At 40.9% G+C, this 17106-nt stretch carries 21 protein-coding genes, 1 tRNA gene and 2 pseudogenes; 20 read left to right on the top strand and 4 right to left on the bottom strand.

Annotation, left to right across the window (positions count from 1 at the left end):
• Window positions 1–61: 61 nt before the first annotated feature.
• A tRNA-Gly gene (locus tag BM213_RS11325) sits at window positions 62–135 on the top strand.
• A gap of 80 nt (window positions 136–215) precedes the next feature.
• On the opposite strand, the gene BM213_RS11320 is transcribed toward BM213_RS11325, so the two are convergent.
• A complete protein-coding gene (locus BM213_RS11320; RefSeq protein WP_167357406.1) occupies window positions 216–878 on the bottom strand; it encodes a B3/B4 domain-containing protein in 663 nt (220 codons plus the stop codon).
• A 60-nt stretch (window positions 879–938) separates the two neighbouring features.
• Between BM213_RS11320 and queG the strand changes: the two genes are divergently transcribed.
• From queG to BM213_RS11240, 16 genes and pseudogenes are all read left to right on the top strand, one after another.
• Window positions 939–2075: a tRNA epoxyqueuosine(34) reductase QueG gene (queG, locus tag BM213_RS11315; RefSeq protein WP_091704187.1), complete on the top strand. Its 1137-nt coding sequence runs from the start codon at window positions 939–941 to the stop codon at window positions 2073–2075.
• Window positions 2076–2132: 57 nt separating this feature from the next.
• The gene (locus BM213_RS11310; RefSeq protein ID WP_091704183.1) at window positions 2133–2990 is read left to right on the top strand and encodes an amidase domain-containing protein; all 858 of its coding nucleotides are present in this window, start codon (window positions 2133–2135) and stop codon (window positions 2988–2990) included.
• Window positions 2991–3001: 11 nt separating this feature from the next.
• Window positions 3002–3475, top strand: coding sequence for a tRNA (uridine(34)/cytosine(34)/5-carboxymethylaminomethyluridine(34)-2'-O)-methyltransferase TrmL (trmL, locus tag BM213_RS11305; protein WP_425265929.1), 474 nt, complete (start codon window positions 3002–3004; stop codon window positions 3473–3475).
• Between the two features lie 281 nt (window positions 3476–3756).
• Window positions 3757–5652: a PrkA family serine protein kinase gene (locus BM213_RS11300; protein ID WP_091704174.1), complete on the top strand. Its 1896-nt coding sequence runs from the start codon at window positions 3757–3759 to the stop codon at window positions 5650–5652.
• A gap of 220 nt (window positions 5653–5872) precedes the next feature.
• Window positions 5873–7033, top strand: coding sequence for a sporulation protein YhbH (yhbH, locus tag BM213_RS11295; RefSeq protein ID WP_091704167.1), 1161 nt, complete (start codon window positions 5873–5875; stop codon window positions 7031–7033).
• Window positions 7034–7177: 144 nt separating this feature from the next.
• Complete coding sequence (locus BM213_RS11290; protein ID WP_091704161.1) at window positions 7178–7492, top strand: rhodanese-like domain-containing protein; 315 nt, start codon at window positions 7178–7180, stop codon at window positions 7490–7492.
• Window positions 7489–8067 carry a sulfurtransferase TusA family protein gene (locus BM213_RS11285; protein WP_003399174.1) on the top strand — a complete coding sequence of 193 codons (579 nt, stop codon included), beginning with the start codon at window positions 7489–7491 and terminating at the stop codon, window positions 8065–8067. The genes BM213_RS11290 and BM213_RS11285 overlap by 4 nt, the downstream gene beginning before the upstream one ends.
• Window positions 8067–8462, top strand: coding sequence for a DsrE/DsrF/DrsH-like family protein (locus BM213_RS11280; RefSeq protein ID WP_003399177.1), 396 nt, complete (start codon window positions 8067–8069; stop codon window positions 8460–8462). The genes BM213_RS11285 and BM213_RS11280 overlap by 1 nt, the downstream gene beginning before the upstream one ends.
• A gap of 12 nt (window positions 8463–8474) precedes the next feature.
• On the top strand, window positions 8475–8702 hold the full coding sequence (locus BM213_RS11275) for a sulfurtransferase TusA family protein (RefSeq protein WP_091704158.1): 228 nt from the start codon (window positions 8475–8477) through the stop codon (window positions 8700–8702).
• 48 nt (window positions 8703–8750) lie between these two features.
• Complete coding sequence (locus BM213_RS11270; RefSeq protein ID WP_091704155.1) at window positions 8751–9527, top strand: sulfite exporter TauE/SafE family protein; 777 nt, start codon at window positions 8751–8753, stop codon at window positions 9525–9527.
• A gap of 82 nt (window positions 9528–9609) precedes the next feature.
• A complete protein-coding gene (locus BM213_RS11265; RefSeq protein WP_003399184.1) occupies window positions 9610–9843 on the top strand; it encodes a glutaredoxin family protein in 234 nt (77 codons plus the stop codon).
• Window positions 9844–9896: 53 nt separating this feature from the next.
• A complete protein-coding gene (locus tag BM213_RS11260) occupies window positions 9897–11030 on the top strand; it encodes an MBL fold metallo-hydrolase (RefSeq protein ID WP_091704152.1) in 1134 nt (377 codons plus the stop codon).
• A 58-nt stretch (window positions 11031–11088) separates the two neighbouring features.
• Window positions 11089–11568 carry a DsrE/DsrF/DrsH-like family protein gene (locus BM213_RS11255; RefSeq protein WP_091704149.1) on the top strand — a complete coding sequence of 160 codons (480 nt, stop codon included), beginning with the start codon at window positions 11089–11091 and terminating at the stop codon, window positions 11566–11568.
• A gap of 149 nt (window positions 11569–11717) precedes the next feature.
• Complete coding sequence (locus tag BM213_RS11250) at window positions 11718–12404, top strand: zinc metallopeptidase (RefSeq protein WP_091704147.1); 687 nt, start codon at window positions 11718–11720, stop codon at window positions 12402–12404.
• A gap of 67 nt (window positions 12405–12471) precedes the next feature.
• A pseudogene (locus BM213_RS11245) lies at window positions 12472–12623 on the top strand (CNNM domain-containing protein); the annotation flags it as partial.
• A 20-nt stretch (window positions 12624–12643) separates the two neighbouring features.
• Window positions 12644–12772, top strand: a complete 129-nt coding sequence (locus BM213_RS11240) for a hypothetical protein (protein ID WP_091704144.1) — start codon at window positions 12644–12646, stop codon at window positions 12770–12772.
• A 12-nt stretch (window positions 12773–12784) separates the two neighbouring features.
• Here the strand turns inward: BM213_RS11240 and BM213_RS11235 are convergent, their stop codons facing one another.
• Window positions 12785–13696: an RluA family pseudouridine synthase gene (locus BM213_RS11235; RefSeq protein WP_091704142.1), complete on the bottom strand. Its 912-nt coding sequence runs from the start codon at window positions 13694–13696 to the stop codon at window positions 12785–12787.
• A gap of 105 nt (window positions 13697–13801) precedes the next feature.
• Between BM213_RS11235 and BM213_RS11230 the strand changes: the two genes are divergently transcribed.
• Complete coding sequence (locus BM213_RS11230) at window positions 13802–14194, top strand: DUF5365 family protein (protein ID WP_091704139.1); 393 nt, start codon at window positions 13802–13804, stop codon at window positions 14192–14194.
• A gap of 25 nt (window positions 14195–14219) precedes the next feature.
• Here BM213_RS11230 and BM213_RS11225 read toward each other — a convergent pair whose 3' ends face one another.
• Together BM213_RS11225 and BM213_RS11220 are read right to left on the bottom strand one after the other, a co-directional pair.
• A complete protein-coding gene (locus BM213_RS11225; protein ID WP_091704136.1) occupies window positions 14220–14684 on the bottom strand; it encodes a thioredoxin family protein in 465 nt (154 codons plus the stop codon).
• Window positions 14681–15109, bottom strand: coding sequence for a disulfide oxidoreductase (locus BM213_RS11220; protein ID WP_091704133.1), 429 nt, complete (start codon window positions 15107–15109; stop codon window positions 14681–14683). Before BM213_RS11220 ends, BM213_RS11225 begins: the two co-directional genes overlap by 4 nt.
• 94 nt (window positions 15110–15203) lie before the next feature.
• Here BM213_RS11220 and BM213_RS11215 point away from each other — a divergent pair, with 94 nt between their 5' ends.
• Both BM213_RS11215 and BM213_RS11210 read left to right on the top strand, forming a co-directional pair.
• Window positions 15204–15668, top strand: a complete 465-nt coding sequence (locus BM213_RS11215) for a CBS domain-containing protein (RefSeq protein WP_091704130.1) — start codon at window positions 15204–15206, stop codon at window positions 15666–15668.
• A gap of 109 nt (window positions 15669–15777) precedes the next feature.
• A pseudogene (locus BM213_RS11210) lies at window positions 15778–16782 on the top strand (phospho-sugar mutase); the annotation flags it as partial.
• Window positions 16783–17106: the final 324 nt, after the last annotated feature.

The following is a 17106-nucleotide window of genomic DNA, read 5'->3' as shown; positions in this document are numbered from 1 at the left end:
AGTAGAGGAAGAGGCATGGTCGGGCGTGGTAAATGATTGTAGGTATACTGAATTGAAGCGTGCGGGTGTAGTTTAGTGGTAAAACCTCAGCCTTCCAAGCTGATGTCGTGGGTTCGATTCCCATCACCCGCTCCATACATACGGGGACAACGCAGTGTTTCGTTTCGAAGATGAACGGGGCATTGCGTTTTTTTATTTTGCATGCCCCGTGCTTGTTATAATATAAGTTGTGTATATGCATGACCACCATGAATTTGAACAAACATCTTTTTCATTGCTTGTAGTATTTGCTCGCATGTTGTTGTTGTGAATGATGGGAGAAAGTATACGATTTGAATCGCATGTGTCGTTTTGTCTGTAACCATCGTTCGTTTTGAATCGACGATCGGGCTACCAAACGCACCTTGTGCATCTTTTGTGACAAGTTTCTTCTCAAAATTTGTTGTACGATCATTGATGCCGATGTATTCGTCTGCTTCAGTGCCGATTGTGACGACAATGTCTCCGTGTAGATTGTTACGATCATAAATGCCGATAGGAAGTTTATAATATAAGGAAAAAAAGTTATTTATATCGACAGCCGAGTGAATAGATGGAATAAAGCTTTGCTTTTGTATGCGACGAAGCAAACTTTCTGATGAGGGGCGGTAGCGGCTTGGATCTGTGCCGACCTGCTTGAACACCGATCGCCATTCTTTCACTTCAGGCCAGTCAGCCAATGGTGTTTGCTCCATGTCAAAATACAATAGTTCTTGAAATTGACGGAGTTTTCCTTTCAACATATTTGGAGATGCGCCGACGACAATTTGTTCATATGTAATGACTCCAATTTTAAAATGAGCCACATGATGTTTGATTGTGTCAGAAATGGTTACCATATCGTTCACTCCTTTTTCTTTACATTGTATCATAAACAGCGATGAAAGGAGGGATGGGTAGTGGACGTTGCTGCATTAAAAGAGGAAATTATTCAATATAGTCGAACGATTGGTATCGATAAAATCGGTTTTGCCAGTGCTGATCCGTTTAGCGAATTAAAAGAACGGCTACGTGAGCAACAACGACTCGGTTATGAATCAGGATTTGAAGAACCGGATATTGACAAACGAACAACTCCATCTTTGTTGTTGAAAGAAGCGCGTTCCATTATTGCGATCGCCCTTGCCTACCCGTCAAAATTGAAAAACGCTCCACGAAGTACAAAAAAAGAACGTCGAGGCATTTTTTGTCGCGCATCTTGGGGACAAGATTATCACATCATTTTACGCGAGCGGCTGCAAAAGCTAGAGCAATTTATTCTCACCCGTGTACCAGATGCAAAAGTAAAATCGATGGTCGATACCGGGGAGTTATCGGATCGGGCGGTAGCCGAGCGTGCAGGTATCGGGTGGAGTGGGAAAAACTGCTCAATTATTACGCCAGAGTTTGGATCGTACGTATATTTAGGAGAAATGATTACAAATATCCCGTTTCCTCCGGATGCGCCAATTGAAGATCAATGCGGGACGTGCACGCGCTGCATTGATGCTTGTCCGACAGGCGCACTTGTGCAAGGGGGACAGTTGAATGCGAAACGATGTATCGCTTTTTTAACGCAAACGAAAACGTTTATTCCTGATGAGTTTCGCGATAAAATTGGTAATCGATTGTACGGATGTGATACGTGCCAGCTCGTTTGTCCAAAAAATAAAGGAAAAGACTTTCACTTTCATCCAGAGATGGAACCCGATCCGGAAGTGGTGAAACCGCTATTAAAACCAATTCTTCATATGACGAATCGGCAATTTAAAGAGACGTTTGGGCATTTATCGGGGGCATGGCGTGGGAAAAAACCGATTCAACGGAATGCGATCATTGCATTGGCTCATTACAAAGATGAGAGTGCGATAGATGATTTATTCGTACTGCTTCAGGAAGATTCACGTCCTGTCATTCGTGGAACCGCGGCGTGGGCGCTTGGGAAAATCGGAAACAGGAAAGTTGTGCCGATGTTGCAGCAAGCAAAAGAAAAAGAACAAGATGAGGACGTTATTCGAGAAATTGATAACGCGTTAGCGATGCTTAAAAGAGTGTAGTTGTTTTTCTATTGTTTACGACATAACGTAGTAAAAAAGGTAAAAGTGGTGAGCGAGATGAGAAAACAGCTACACGCCCTTCTCGATCAGCGTATTCGTTCCTTTTTTGCGGCTAATGTGACGGATGAGGAAATGGAACGAAAAAAGCAACTGCTTGCGAAGCGACAGGCGAAGCTTGTGAAATGCGAAGGAAAAGGAGTCGTAATAGAAAAGAAACATATTGCCCCTCACACGTTCGTCCGCTACATCGTTCATTTCCGTTTTTTTATTTGGCAAGACGGGTGGATGTATGTCGAGGAGAAACAAGAGGTACGGGAAGCCATTTTTGAACGTGGTAAGCTTGTGAGCGACCATCTTGTTGTGCCTCATCTCAAGACAGAGCAAATGGAAAAAAAACAAGAACGTCATGAAGATGAACGAGTTCGTTATACGTATGATCGGCTGGCGGCGGTGAAATATGCTGAAGTATGGTGGAATGATCATAACCCCGCGTTTCATCAATTCCCTGTTGATTGTACAAATTTCGTTTCTCAATGTTTGCATGCGGGCGGTATTCCGATGATCGGATATCCAAATAAAACGAAAGGATGGTGGATGCGAAAAAACGATTGGAGTTATACGTGGACGGTTGCGCATGCATTTCGTTGGTATTTAAGTGGAACGAAAACAGGTATTCAAGCAGTTGAAAAAAAATCGCCAGAACAGTTGTCTCTCGGTGATGTCATTTGTTATGATTTTCAAGGGAACGGACGCTTTGATCATACGACGATTGTTGTTGCGAAAGATAAACAAGGTATGCCTCTCGTCAATGCCCATACGTCCAATAGTAGAATGCGTTATTGGTCATATGAAGACTCAACGGCGTATACGCCAAATATTCAATATAAGTTTTTCCATATTATTGACCGGATATAGGAGTGAAGAGCGTGGGTTTACATGTTGTGTTGTACCAACCAGAAATTCCAGCAAACACAGGAAATATCGCGCGTACATGCGCGGCGACAGGAACGTCATTACATTTAATTCGACCGCTCGGATTTTCAACTGATGACAAAATGTTAAAGCGTGCCGGATTAGATTATTGGGAGTATGTTAACGTTCATTATTACGATTCATTACAAGAGCTTTTCGAAAAATATAAGGAAGGCCAATTTTTCTTTATTACGAAGTTTGGAGAAAAATATTACACCTCGTTTGACTATAGCGATCAAACGAAAGACTACTTTTTCGTTTTCGGTCGCGAAACAAGCGGATTGCCGAAAGATTTAATTGAAAATAACATGGAACGTTGTTTGCGTATTCCGATGAATGAATACGTCCGTTCGCTCAATTTATCGAACACAGCTGCTATTCTCGTGTATGAAGCGTTAAGACAACAAAACTTTCCAAACGTATTTTAAGCGACTTTCGAATGAAAGTCGCTTAATTTTTTACTTCTGGCTTATCATTATATCCTGCTGTGAAGATCGCCACCAAAAAGGCACCGATTACGCCAAGAACGAGAAGCGTCTTCATATACAATCTCCTCCCTTGATGAAGTGACAACAAATGTCCACGTTTTCATTATAGCTTAATTGCATGTCGGGATGAAAGTCATTCTTTCACGAATGATCCCGGACATCCTTGCATACATATGGTATTAATCACAATGATAGATCACAACGGTGGAGGAGGTCCGTGTATGGACATTTTAAAAAAAATACAAAAATATAGAGAAGAAGAACAGAAGTTAAAGTGGGAAGGGACATTTGCGGAATATTTAGAAATCGTAAAAGAAAAGCCGTGGGTGGCTCAGTCTGCTCACTCTCGCGTTTACAATATGATTAAAGATGCTGGCATCGAGGAAGTGGATGGGAAGAAAAAATACAACTTCTTTAGCGGTCAATTATTCGGGCTTGAGGAAGCGTTAGAACGACTTGTGGAAGAATATTTTCACCCAGCCGCGAAACGATTAGATGTTCGAAAACGTATTTTGTTGTTAATGGGGCCAGTCAGCGGTGGGAAATCGACGCTTGTGACGATGTTAAAACGAGGGCTTGAAGCGTATTCATATACCGATCGCGGTGCTGTATATGCCATTAAAGGATGTCCGATGCATGAAGATCCGCTTCACCTCATTCCGCACCATTTGCGCGATGAATTTTATAAAGAGTACGGCATTCGCATTGAAGGAAATTTGTCACCGCTCAATATGATGCGGCTTGAAAAAGAGTATGGTGGCCACATTGAAGATGTGATGGTCGAACGTATCTTTTTCTCGGAAGATAAGCGTGTTGGTATCGGAACATTTAGTCCGTCCGATCCGAAGTCACAAGATATCGCAGATTTAACAGGGAGCATTGATTTTTCAACGATTGCTCAGTACGGATCGGAATCTGACCCGCGGGCGTATCGGTTTGACGGTGAGTTAAACAAAGCGAATCGAGGCATTATGGAATTTCAAGAGATGCTGAAATGTGATGAAAAATTTTTATGGCATTTACTTTCCTTGACGCAAGAAGGAAATTTTAAAGCGGGACGTTTTGCACTTATTAGTGCTGATGAATTAATTGTTGCTCATACGAATGAAACAGAGTATCGTTCGTTTATTGCTAATAAGAAAAATGAGGCGCTTCATTCGCGTATTATCGTCATGCCGATTCCGTACAACTTAAAAGTGTCAGAAGAAGAACGCATTTATGAAAAAATGATTCGTGAAAGCGATGTGGCAGATGTGCATATTGCCCCGCATACGCTACGAGTTGCTGCGATGTTTACCATTTTAACGCGATTAAAAGAACCGAAGCGCGGCGATATCGACCTTGTGAAAAAAATGCGCTTGTATGACGGTGAGTTAGTTGAAGGATTTAATGAAGTGGATGTCGAGGAGCTGAAAAAAGAATATCCGGACGAAGGAATGAGCGGCATTGATCCTCGCTATGTTATTAACCGCATCTCGTCTTGTATTATTCGAAAAGAAGTGCCGTCCATTAATGCACTAGACGTATTGCGAGCATTAAAAGAAGGATTAGAGCATCACCCATCCATTTCGAAAGAAGATCGGGAACGTTACTTAAATTTCATTTCAATTGCTCGAAAAGAGTACGATGAGATTGCTAAACGTGAAGTACAAAAAGCGTTCGTCTACTCATATGAAGAATCAGCGAAAACGTTGATGGACAATTATTTAGATAATGTAGAGGCGTATTGCAACAAAGCTAAAATTCGCGATCCGCTTACAGGGGAAGAGATGAATCCAGATGAAAAGCTCATGCGCTCGATTGAGGAGCAAATCGGCATTTCAGAAAACGCAAAAAAAGCGTTTCGTGAAGAAATTTTGATTCGTATTTCTGCGTACGCACGAAAAGGTCAGCGATTTGATTACAATTCACACGAGCGATTGCGCGAAGCCATTCAGAAAAAGTTGTTCGCTGATTTAAAAGATATCGTGAAAATTACAACATCTACAAAAACACCTGATGAACAGCAACTAAAGAAAATTAATGAAGTCGTTGCAAGATTGATTGACGAACACGGTTATAACTCGACTTCTGCGAATGAATTGCTTCGTTACGTCGGAAGTTTGTTAAACCGATAAAGCATGCCGCGCTTGGCATGCTTTGTTTTATCACTTGAGGAAACAGGCTTGTCCAAAGGAAAGAGACTGGAACAATTTTCGAAATCATTTGTCAATTTTTTTCGGTCTTTGCATAGGATAAAGTAACCAACCATTCATCAATGATTTTTGCAAGCCAACATAGTGTATGCGAGAACAAAGGAAAATGTGCATCATTATCTTATATGTAGGAGGGGAAAAAATGAGCAGAAATTTCATTGTGTCAAAGGAAGATTGGTCCCTCCATCGAAAAGGCCACGATGATCAAAAACGGCATGAGGAAAAAGTGAAAGAAGCTATTAAAAACAACCTTGGAGATTTAATTACAGAAGAAAGTATTATTATGTCCAACGGTCGAGACGTCATAAAAATTCCGATTCGTTCACTAGATGAATACAAAATTCGTTATAACTATGACAAAAATAAGCACGTCGGCCAAGGAGATGGGGACAGTCAAGTTGGCGATGTTATTGCGCGAGATGGATCTGGGGACGGTCAAAAAGGACCGGGGAAAGGTCAAGGAGCTGGCGATATGGCAGGGCAAGACTATTATGAAGCAGAAGTGTCGCTTATGGAGCTTGAAGAAGCGTTATTCAGTCAATTAGAACTTCCAGACTTAAAGAAAAAACAACACGCTGATCATGTTGTCCAGCATATTGAATTTAATGATATTCGTAAAACAGGGCTCATGGGGAATATTGATAAGAAAAAAACGATGATGGCTGCATTTAAACGAAATGCGTTAAGCGGCAATCCAGGCTTTTATCCTATTTATCCGGAAGATTTAAAGTTTAAAACGTGGAATGAAGTCATTAAGCCTGATTCAAAAGCGGTTGTTATTGCGATGATGGATACGAGCGGCTCAATGGGCGTATGGGAAAAATATATGGCTAGAAGCTTTTTCTTTTGGATGACGCGTTTTTTACGAACAAAATATGAAACGGTAGATATCGTTTTTATCGCTCATCATACCGAAGCAAAAGTTGTAACAGAAGAAGAGTTTTTCACAAAAGGGGAAAGCGGTGGAACGATTTGTTCATCAGCGTATCGAAAGGCGCTTGAAGTCATTGAAACGACCTATTCACCGACGAAGTATAACATTTATCCATTTCATTTTTCCGATGGCGACAACTTAACATCCGATAACGCGCGCTGTGTGAAGCTCGTGCAAGAGCTAATGAAAGTATCGAATATGTTTGGATACGGGGAAGTAAATCAGTACAATCGCCATTCCACGCTTATGTCCGCATATAAGCATATTAAAGATGAAAAGTTTCGCTACTACATTTTGAAACAAAAGTCGGATGTGTTACAGGCAATGAGGTCGTTTTTCCGGAAAGAAGAATTGAAAACACTCGTTTAAATCCTTGTGTCATGCAAGGTTTTTTTTCGTAAAAAAACAGTTGACAAACAGGTGTGGGGGTTGTAATATACTCATAGAGGTAATGGTAATAACTTATTTTTTTAAAACAAAATATACCCTCATGAGTATAGAGAGGTGATAAAAATGAAGCATATATTGCCACAGGAAGTAGAGCAACAATTAAAAGAAGGTCGTGCGCTAAGCATTATTGATGTGCGCGAGGGTGAAGAAGTGGCTCAAGGGAAAATTCCTGGTGCTTGTCACATCCCGCTCGGTCAATTACTTGAGCGGATGAACGAAGTGAATAAAGATCAAGAACATATTCTTGTCTGCCGCTCAGGAAATCGAAGTGGTATGGCTTGCCAATTGTTAGAGAGTTACGGATACCGCGTCGTAAATATGACGGGCGGGATGCTCGAATGGACAGGAGAAGTTGAAAAAGGGGAGGGAGTAAAGTGACAATTCACGTAGATTATGTCGTTGATGCGCGCGGACTAGCGTGTCCGATGCCGATTGTTCGTACGAAAAAGGCGATGGAGCAATTACAACCTGGTCAAGTGCTTGAGGTGCAAGCAACGGATAAAGGATCGCTTGCTGATATTCAAGGTTGGGCAAAAAATACAGGACACCAATACATCGGAACGATCGAAGAAGGGGAGGTATTGAAGCATTACCTTCGTAAGGCGAATCCTACCGAAGTGAAAGAAGAAACAAAATACCCTCATGTCGTCGCTTTAGATGAATTGCAAAGAAAAGTAGAAAACAATGAACAACCGTTTATTTTAGATGTGCGTGAAGAAGCAGAATATGCGTTTGGTCATATACCAGGGGCGTATCATATTCCGCTTGGACAATTAGAAACACGTATGAATGAATTAAACAAAAATGAGACGATTTACGTCATTTGTCGAACAGGCAATCGCAGTGACCTTGCAGCCCAACAATTAGCTGAAAAAGGATTTGCGCATGTATTTAACGTCATTCCAGGCATGACAGAATGGAAAGGAACAATGGTTAAAGGGGGAAATGAATAATGAAAAAACGTGTAGCAATTATTGCAGCAAACGGCGGTTTATTTGATGCATATAAAGTATTTAACATTGCAACAGCAGCTGCTGCAACAGAAGCGGAAGTAGCGATTTTCTTTACGTTTGAAGGATTGAATTTAATTCATAAGGAAGCGTATAAACAACTGCCGTTACCAGAAGGAAAAGAACAAATTCAACAAGGATTTGCACAAGCGAACGTCCCATCCATTCCAGAACTTGTGGGAATGGCGCAAGAAATGGGCGTGAAGTTTATCGCATGCCAAATGACGATGGATGTTATGGGATTAACAAAAGAACATTTTGTAGACGGCATTGATGTTGGTGGAGCCGTTACATTCCTTGATTTTGCGAAAGACGCTGACATTACGTTAACATTTTAAGGAGGGAAAAACATGAAAGCGGATCTTGTTGTTGATGCAAAAGGGTTAGCGTGTCCAATGCCGATTGTTCGGACAAAAAAAGCGATGGATACGTTACAATCAGGTCAAGTGCTAGAAATTCATGTCACGGATAAAGGAGCAAAAAACGATTTATCTGCATGGGCGAAATCGGCTGGTCATGAGATGATCGACATGATTGAAGAAGGCGATGTACTAAAATTTTGGGCTCGTAAAGCGTAGTGAACATCGGGAATGTTTCCCGATGTTCAATGTAAGGAGTGAGCTAGCATGAGCATAGGCTTTATCGTGACGGTTTTTCTCATCGGTTTCATCGGTTCGTTCATTTCCGGCATGGTCGGGATTGGTGGTTCAATTATTAAATATCCGATGTTGCTATATATCCCACCATTGTTAGGCTATGCGGCATTCAGCGCGCATGAAGTATCAGGCATTAGCGCCATTCAAGTATTATTTGCGACGATTGGCGGTGTTTGGGCGTACCGTAAAGGTGGGTATTTAAACAAGACGTTAATTATTTACATGGGAACGAGCATTTTGATCGGTAGTTTCATTGGCGGTTACGGCTCGAAATTAATGAGCGAAGGCGGCATCAATATCGTTTATGCGGTGTTAGCTACTATCGCGGCAATGATGATGTTCGTTCCGAAAAAAGGAATTGACAACATTCCACTTGATCAAGTAACATTCAACAAATGGCTTGCTGCGGCATTAGCATTCATTGTCGGTGTGAGTGCTGGAATTGTTGGTGCTGCTGGTGCGTTTATTCTCGTACCAATTATGCTCGTCGTATTAAAAATTCCAACGCGCATGACAATTGCGACTTCACTAGCTATTACGTTTATTTCATCGATTGGGGCAACAGTAGGAAAAATTACGACAGGTCAATTTGATTTTTGGACGGCGTTCATTATGGTTGTTGCAAGTTTAATTGCTTCCCCGATTGGAGCGAATGTTGGTAAAAAGGTAAATACAAAAATATTACAGTTTATTTTATCAGCACTTATCGTAGCAACAGCGATTAAAATTTGGTTGGATATTTTGTAAAAAATGTTGAAAAGTTCATCCTTTATGTTATAATACTAGTAGGGGTATATAGAATACCGTAACATAAAGGAGGAGTAGTGAGATGAAACAAGTAACTGTATATACAACAACAACATGTCCATATTGTACATTGTTAAAAAATTTTCTAGTTGAAAGAGGCATTCCGTTTAAAGAAGTGAACTTGCATCAACATCCTGAAGCTGTTGATTATGTTGTTCGTTCGACAGGGCAAATGGGAGTGCCACAAACAGAAATTAATGGGCGTTGGGTGATTGGATTTGATCCTCAACGAATTATGCAATTGTTGCAACAATAATTTTTTTATCTATATCAATACCCTGTAAGGTATAAAGGAGAGGTGGATGACATATGTCAGTATATGCGTTAACAGCACAACAAATAAACGAGATGATTGTAAATAAAGAACCGTTTTTCTTATTTGATGTTCGCAATGAGTCAGACTTTGCGGATTGGAAAATTGAAGGGGAACAAATTGAATATTTAAATATCCCTTATTTTGAATTAATTGATGGTGTTGAGCCAGTATTAGAGCGTTTGCCAAAAGATAAAAAAATCGTCGTCGTTTGCGCAAAAGAAGGGTCTTCTATGATGGTTGCGGAAATGCTCGCCGAAAAAGGATTAGAAGTATTTTATTTAAAAGGCGGCATGAAAGCATGGAGTGAATATTTATATCCGGTTGTCGTATATCAAAATGAAGATATGAAAGTATATCAATTCATCCGAGTCGGCAAAGGTTGTCTTTCCTATATGGTCGTATCAGGAAAAGAAGCTCTTATCGTTGATCCATCACGATTCATTGATGCGTACAAAGAAGTGGCCGAAAAAGAGCAAGTAGCAATTACACATATTGTTGATTCACACTTACACGCAGACCACATTTCCGGTGGACATGCATTAGCGAAGGAAACAGGTGCTAAATATTATTTAATGAAGAGCGAAGGAGCGGTATTCGAATTTGAACCGCTAGAGAATCACGATCGCATCGAGTTTGAAAAAGTAAGTTTGGAAGTATTAGCGATTAAAACACCAGGTCATACTCCGGGAAGTGTATCGTTCTTCGTAAACAATAAATTGTTATTCTCGGGCGATACCATTTTCGTCAGCGGCCTTGGTCGACCAGACCTTGGTGGAAAAGCGCGCGAGTGGGCAAAAGACTTGTATGACACAGTGTATAACAAAGTTGCGCAAATTGCTGATGACGTCATCGTTCTCCCTGCGCACTACGCAAACTTTGATCAAGAAGTGAATGATCAAGGATATATCGGTAATACGTTAGGCAACATTCGTCAAATGAATGAAATTATGCAAGGGAAAACGAAAGAGGAGTTCGTTGAACATGTGGCGCAGTCAGCAGCTTCGGAAACACCACCGAACTTTGAAGACATTATTGCGATTAACCGTGGTGTCAAAGAAGCAACGCCAGAGCAACAACAAGAACTAGAAATTGGTCCGAACCGTTGCGCTGTTCACCATACACACTAAAACAAAATACCCCAATTTGTTGGGGTATTTTGTTTCCAGAATGAAAGGAGATGAACAAATGGAAAAAAAGGAGAAAACAACAATTATTTTATTTAGTGGTGATTTAGATAAAGCGATGGCAGCGTTTATTATTGCCAACGGTGCTGCGGCTTATGATCATGATGTGACGATTTTCTTTACTTTTTGGGGATTAAATACGTTACGAAAAGAAGAAAGCGTGTCTGTAAAAAAAGGATGGCTTGAAAAAATGTTTGGCTGGATGATGCCAAAAGGAGCGAATCGACTAGGATTATCGAAAATGAACATGAGCGGACTCGGTCCAAAAATGATTAAACATGTGATGAAAAAACATAACGCGATGACGCTTCCGCAATTAATTGAAATGGCACAAGAGCAAGGAGTGAAACTTGTCGCTTGTACGATGACAATGGATTTATTAGGCATTAAGAAAGAAGAATTAATTGATGGTGTTGAACTTGGAGGGGTTGCTGCTTATTTAGGAGATGCGACAGAAGGAAAAGTAAATTTATTTATTTAACCTCGCTTATGGTGAGGTTTTTTTTTCGGTTTTATGAAACTTTTTGGACACAATAGTCGTATACAATGTGTGTGAAGGAAGGTATTCTCTTTTATTTTCGTTCATTTTTCATTACAATATAAAAATATAAAATGATGGAGGGATGTACTATGTTTTTTCATCCAATGGATTTTCTCATTTTAATTGCTTTTGGTGTATCTATTTGGGCGCAGTTTAAAGTAAAGGGTAACTTTAACAAATGGTCAGATGTACCTGCTTCAGCTGGTTTAACAGGGGCAGAAGTGGCACGTCTCATTCTAGATCGTCACGGTTTATATGATGTGCCAGTAGAGCTTGTGCCAGGAAAACTTACAGATCATTACGATCCGATTGCTCGCGCTGTTCGCTTATCAGAACCTGTGTACTATGGTCGTTCGATTGCTGCTGTTTCGGTAGCGGCTCATGAAGTTGGCCATGCGGTGCAACATCAAGAAGCATACGGTGCTCTCGTATTACGTCATCGCATGTTCCCGTTAGTGAATTTTACGTCTGGAATTGCTCCTTTTCTTCTTATAGGTGGATTTTTATTACAACAATTTTCTTTAATTGGTTTAGGGATCATTTTATTCTCATTTGCGGTAGCATTCCAAGTTATTACGTTGCCAGTCGAGTTTAATGCAAGTTCGCGTGCAAAAGACTATATGATTGCGGAAGGTATTATTCGCAATGAAGAAGAACGTGGAGTCAATAAAGTATTAAATGCCGCGGCACTAACGTATGTTGCTGCAGCGCTTATTTCGGTGTTAGAGTTAATTAAGTATGTATTAATTTTCTTCCAAGGCAACAATGAAGATTAATCAATAGGAGGTGGCGTCCGCACGCATTCATGCGTGCGGACGTTCGTTGGACATATTTAGTTTATGGATGATCGTTTTTCTTATTGCGCTTACTGGTTTTTTGTCGCTTCGGAATTTGCGATTGTGAAAGTGCGCCCATCACGTATCGATCAACTCATTGAGGAAGGCAATAAAAAAGCAGTGGCAGCCAAACATGTTATTACTCATTTAGATGAGTATTCGACACGATTGGCGGATGGATGTTAACAGAGCGTTATAATATTCGTCATGGAGAACAAATTGAGTTTGGTGACTATATTTTCACCGTTATGCAGCTAGACGGCCATCATGTAAAAAAATTGAAGTGGCTCGTCGTCCGCAAACAGTAGACAGAGGCTGCGTTATAATAACGAGCCTCTTTTTATATTTCCAAAAACATCTTCATCGTATAAGGCACGACATGTGGTAATCTCTTTCGTAAACGGATGTGGAAACGAAAGAGAGATGGCATGCAGTGCTTGCCGATCAAGCCACGGCTTTCCCCCATACAATGTATCCCCAACTAATGGATGCCCGATATAGCTCATATGGACGCGAATTTGATGTGTTTTTCCTGTATCAAGCGTTAGGCGAACGAGTGATACATCTTTTTGCTTATCATATTCGAGACGCTCGTAATGCGTAATGGCATGATCTCCTGTTTTTGATACGCGCCGTCTCGTTGGATGATGGCGATCGCGGCCGATTTTAGCCGCGATTGTCCCTTTTTTCTGTTTGACATATCCGTGAACTAAAGCAATATATGTGCGCTGAATGGCACGTTCCGCTAAATATTTATCGAGAATAGCTCCAGCAAGCGCATGTTTGGCGAACAAAATTGCACCGCTCGTGTCGCGATCAAGCCGATGGACATGACGAACTTTGCTGTGAATGCCTTCGCATTGAAAGTGAAATGCAACCGCATTTGCTAGCGTGTTCGTTTCGCCTTCGTGAGTCGGATGGATGTCCATATGCGCTGGCTTGTTAATAACGAGCACATGCTCATCTTCAAATATAATATGAAGCGGGATATATGTTGGAGTTGGCTCAATATGTTCTTCTTTTATGCGAACGCGAATGCGATCATGCGCTGAAATGATCGTATGAAAAGGAACGAATCTGTCATTTATTGCTACTCCTTTTGTCATACGCCATTCATGTAACATTTTTTTTGGAACGAACCACTTTGTCCGGAACGCTTGCTCAATAGATAAGCCAACCCAAGAAGATGGGGCGTCAAATATGAACCAGCTTCCTTTTTTCTGTACTTTCATTCGTCTCACTCTTTCTTTACAAGAAATTACCAAACCCAAAAAAGCAGTTGGTATGTTACAATTTCGTTATAGATTAGGAAAAGAAATGGAAAAAGGTGAGGTCAATTGAAAACAGTCTATGTCGCCACGGAAGGGCAAAAACAATATATTTGTTCACTCATTGAACATTTTTATACGTGCATGTTCCCGAAATATTTTACAGATAACGAAATCGAAACATTTCAATCGCTAGGCATATTGCAGTTTGAACCCTCCATATATGATGGCACGCTGAAGGAGGCGTTCGCGATTATTTCTGCATTACAATCACTACAAGTCATTATTGAGTATATCTCTTTCCATCATCTTCAAGATCATTATAAACATCTGTTTCAGCGCAATGTTGAACAGCTAGAACAGCATGGGATTAGTTTTCCGCTCACTCTTGAACATTTTTTGCATAAGAAAGATGAATATGTCAGCATGTATATGAAGCCTGTTCATGCTTGGGTGATGTAAAAAAGCCTTCGTTGTGAAGGCTTTTTTATTTTATTTGTTCAAACCATTGGCGAAATACATCTTCTTCATAATAACCTTCTATGCGTGCAACTTCTTTGCCGTTTTGAAAGTGTACGATTGTTGGCGTGGCTTCAATTTGATATTCGTTCCACCCTTCGTCAAATTCAAGAAGGTTAAATTGCTTCAAGTCGATTCCCATTTCTTTCGCTAATGGTACGATGATCGGTGTCGTTTTTTTACAAAACTCACATGTTGAACTGTAAAAATAAATCGTCATCGTTTCTTTATTGTTTAATGCTTCTCTTAATTCATCAGGCAAAATAATGTTTTTGTAATTCGGATCATCGAGAAGATCGATCGTGGCAGGATGTAGCTCTTCTTTCCCGAACGGATTCCCTTCTGCTTTTTGTTTTTGGGTATATGATGTAATCCACGCTAGCGCAATAAATAAAGCGATAATTACACCACCGAAAATAAGCAACTTTTTCATATGTATTTCCCTTCTTTCTCCATTTGAATTACTCGGTAACTAATTACACTAATGAAAATAAAGGCAATCAGCGCTAGTAGCGGGATGGTAATAAACCCGAGCCAGTTTAAATAATCCCCTGTGCAAGGCACAATGCTACATGATGGAGCGGTATTACGGAAAAATGGAACTTTTTGAATGAGATAATGGTATAAAGAAATCGTTCCACCGATGATGGACAACATCAGTGTATAACGTGCGATAATAAATTGTTTTCGTACGAAAGCCATACCAAGCAAAAATACTTGCGGATACATAAAAATACGCTGGTACCAACAAAGTTCACACGGAATAAATTTTAGTACCTCAGAAAAGTAAAGGCTGCCAAGTGTAGCGATCAGCGCGACGCCCCAAGCGGCTAATAAGTAATTTTCTTTATGCATCATCGTCCCACCTTTTTATATTTCGCTCTTCGTTCATTATAGTACATGGAAAGAAATGATGTAAATTGCGACGATATTTTACTTACATAATGAACAGATGAACGTACACAATAAAAGACGAAAGGGGAGGATCATATTGAACCATACAGTTGAATCGATTATGACGCGCCAAGTGGCAACGGTTACACCGGATCAATCCGTTCAAGAGGCGGCACAACTTATGAATGAGCATAACGTTGGCGCCATTCCTGTTGTTGAAAACGGAAAGGTAAAAGGGATGGTTACTGACCGTGACATTACCCTTCGCATCACAGCGCAAGGGTTGACCCCTTCGACGCCCGTTTCACAAGTAATGACAAGCGATGTCGTGACAGGGACGCCAAATATGAGCGTTGACGAAGCAGCAAAAGTCATGGCAAAAAACCAAATTCGTCGCTTACCAATCGTACAAAATAACGAGCTTTGCGGCATCGTTGCGCTTGGAGACATCGCAACAAATCAAACGTATGATGAAGAGGCAGAACAAGCGCTATCCGAGATTTCTGAACCTTCATATCATTAAACGAGAAAGGAGCTTCTTTACGTAAGAGGCTCCTTTTTATCGATGAAAAAGGAATTTGAATAAAAGTAGGAGAATAAGTTACAATGAGCAATGATATGGAGGGATAAACATGGCTTGGAAAGTGGTATACGAGCGCTGGAAGGAAGCACAATTAGACGAAGAATTACGAGCGCATTTGGAACAACTAGAGAAAGATGAAAAGCTATTGGAGGATTGCTTTTATAAAACGTTAGAGTTTGGCACCGGTGGCATGCGCGGGGAAATCGGGCCGGGAACGAATCGAATGAATATATATACGGTGCGTAAGGCGTCGGCGGGATTAGCGCGCTATGTCGAGTCGTTTGGAGAGGAAGCAAAAAAACGAGGAGTTGTTATCGCATACGATTCACGCCATAAGTCGCAACAGTTTGCGATGGAAGCAGCAAAAACGCTTGCGACGCACGGCATTCAAACGTATGTGTTTGATGAGCTTCGCCCGACACCTGAGCTTTCGTTTGCGGTGCGTCATTTACGCGCTTTTTCCGGCATTGTCATCACCGCGAGCCACAATCCACCGGAGTATAACGGCTATAAAGTATACGGAGAAGATGGGGCGCAATTGCCGCCACACATTGCGGATGTTGTTATTGAACATGTCAACGCCATTGAAAATGAATGGGAGCTTGCAGTGGAAGAAGAAGACGTATTAAAAGAAAAAGGACTTATTCAAATCATTGGTGCACAGATCGATGAGGCATACATACAGAAGTTAAAAACGATTTCCCTTCGCCCTGAACTAGCGAATGAAGTCGACGTGAAAGTAGTGTTTACACCGCTTCACGGCACGGCAAATAAGCTCGTTCAACGCGGATTAAGGGAATTTGGCTACGACAACGTGTTTGTTGTGAAAGAACAAGAGCAACCTGATCCGAATTTTTCAACGGTGAAGTCCCCGAATCCAGAAGAACATGCAGCGTTCGAGTTAGCGATTGAGCTTGGCAAGCAAGTCGATGCTGATATATTAATTGCGACTGATCCCGATGCGGATCGTTTAGGCATTGCAGTTAAAAACGATGAAGGGGAATACGTTGTTTTAACGGGCAACCAAACAGGTGGTTTATTGCTTCATTACCTGAATCCGTGATGGATTGACATCGACTTTGACTTTTTTGCTGGTTTTATGGATGCGTGATCCACCATTCCCTTTTTATGTTTAAAACAGATGTCATCTTCACTCTCAGAAATGAAATAAATATCTTTTTTAGGTATATAAACCAAAGAAAAAACAAAAAAGGACAGAGGGTTAGGATGAGTACAGAATTGCGAACAATCGTTCGTTATGCTCCTTCTCTCCATTTTATGTAAATGTTCAGAAGGGGCTCGCTATAGCCACTCCTTCGCGTCAGTTTCATCCAGATCTGTCGTGATCGGCGGACGAGTCGACCTGCCATCGTGATCA

Source organism: Anoxybacillus pushchinoensis, assembly GCF_900111795.1.
Taxonomy (GTDB): Bacteria; Bacillota; Bacilli; order Bacillales; family Anoxybacillaceae; genus Anoxybacillus; species Anoxybacillus pushchinoensis.
The sequence above is the reverse complement of the archived record's forward strand: the minus strand, read 5'-3'. Positions and strand labels throughout refer to the sequence as shown.

Bases quoted from the DNA above. Each gene is read 5' to 3' on its own strand.
- BM213_RS11255 (WP_091704149.1), top strand. From the start codon at position 11,089: ATGGAAAAAAAGGAGAAAACAACAATTATTTTATTTAGTGGTGATTTA.
- BM213_RS11320 (WP_167357406.1), bottom strand. From the start codon at position 878: ATGGTAACCATTTCTGACACAATCAAACATCATGTGGCTCATTTTAAA.
- BM213_RS11225 (WP_091704136.1), bottom strand. From the start codon at position 14,684: ATGAAAAAGTTGCTTATTTTCGGTGGTGTAATTATCGCTTTATTTATT.
- BM213_RS11220 (WP_091704133.1), bottom strand. From the start codon at position 15,109: ATGATGCATAAAGAAAATTACTTATTAGCCGCTTGGGGCGTCGCGCTG.
- BM213_RS11300 (WP_091704174.1), top strand. From the start codon at position 3,757: ATGGACATTTTAAAAAAAATACAAAAATATAGAGAAGAAGAACAGAAG.
- BM213_RS11240 (WP_091704144.1), top strand. From the start codon at position 12,644: ATGTTAACAGAGCGTTATAATATTCGTCATGGAGAACAAATTGAGTTT.
- BM213_RS11290 (WP_091704161.1), top strand. From the start codon at position 7,178: ATGAAGCATATATTGCCACAGGAAGTAGAGCAACAATTAAAAGAAGGT.
- yhbH (WP_091704167.1), top strand. From the start codon at position 5,873: ATGAGCAGAAATTTCATTGTGTCAAAGGAAGATTGGTCCCTCCATCGA.
- BM213_RS11260 (WP_091704152.1), top strand. From the start codon at position 9,897: ATGTCAGTATATGCGTTAACAGCACAACAAATAAACGAGATGATTGTA.
- BM213_RS11270 (WP_091704155.1), top strand. From the start codon at position 8,751: ATGAGCATAGGCTTTATCGTGACGGTTTTTCTCATCGGTTTCATCGGT.
- BM213_RS11235 (WP_091704142.1), bottom strand. From the start codon at position 13,696: ATGAAAGTACAGAAAAAAGGAAGCTGGTTCATATTTGACGCCCCATCT.
- BM213_RS11280 (WP_003399177.1), top strand. From the start codon at position 8,067: ATGAAAAAACGTGTAGCAATTATTGCAGCAAACGGCGGTTTATTTGAT.
- BM213_RS11275 (WP_091704158.1), top strand. From the start codon at position 8,475: ATGAAAGCGGATCTTGTTGTTGATGCAAAAGGGTTAGCGTGTCCAATG.
- BM213_RS11265 (WP_003399184.1), top strand. From the start codon at position 9,610: ATGAAACAAGTAACTGTATATACAACAACAACATGTCCATATTGTACA.
- BM213_RS11310 (WP_091704183.1), top strand. From the start codon at position 2,133: ATGAGAAAACAGCTACACGCCCTTCTCGATCAGCGTATTCGTTCCTTT.
- BM213_RS11215 (WP_091704130.1), top strand. From the start codon at position 15,204: ATGAACGTACACAATAAAAGACGAAAGGGGAGGATCATATTGAACCAT.
- BM213_RS11250 (WP_091704147.1), top strand. From the start codon at position 11,718: ATGTTTTTTCATCCAATGGATTTTCTCATTTTAATTGCTTTTGGTGTA.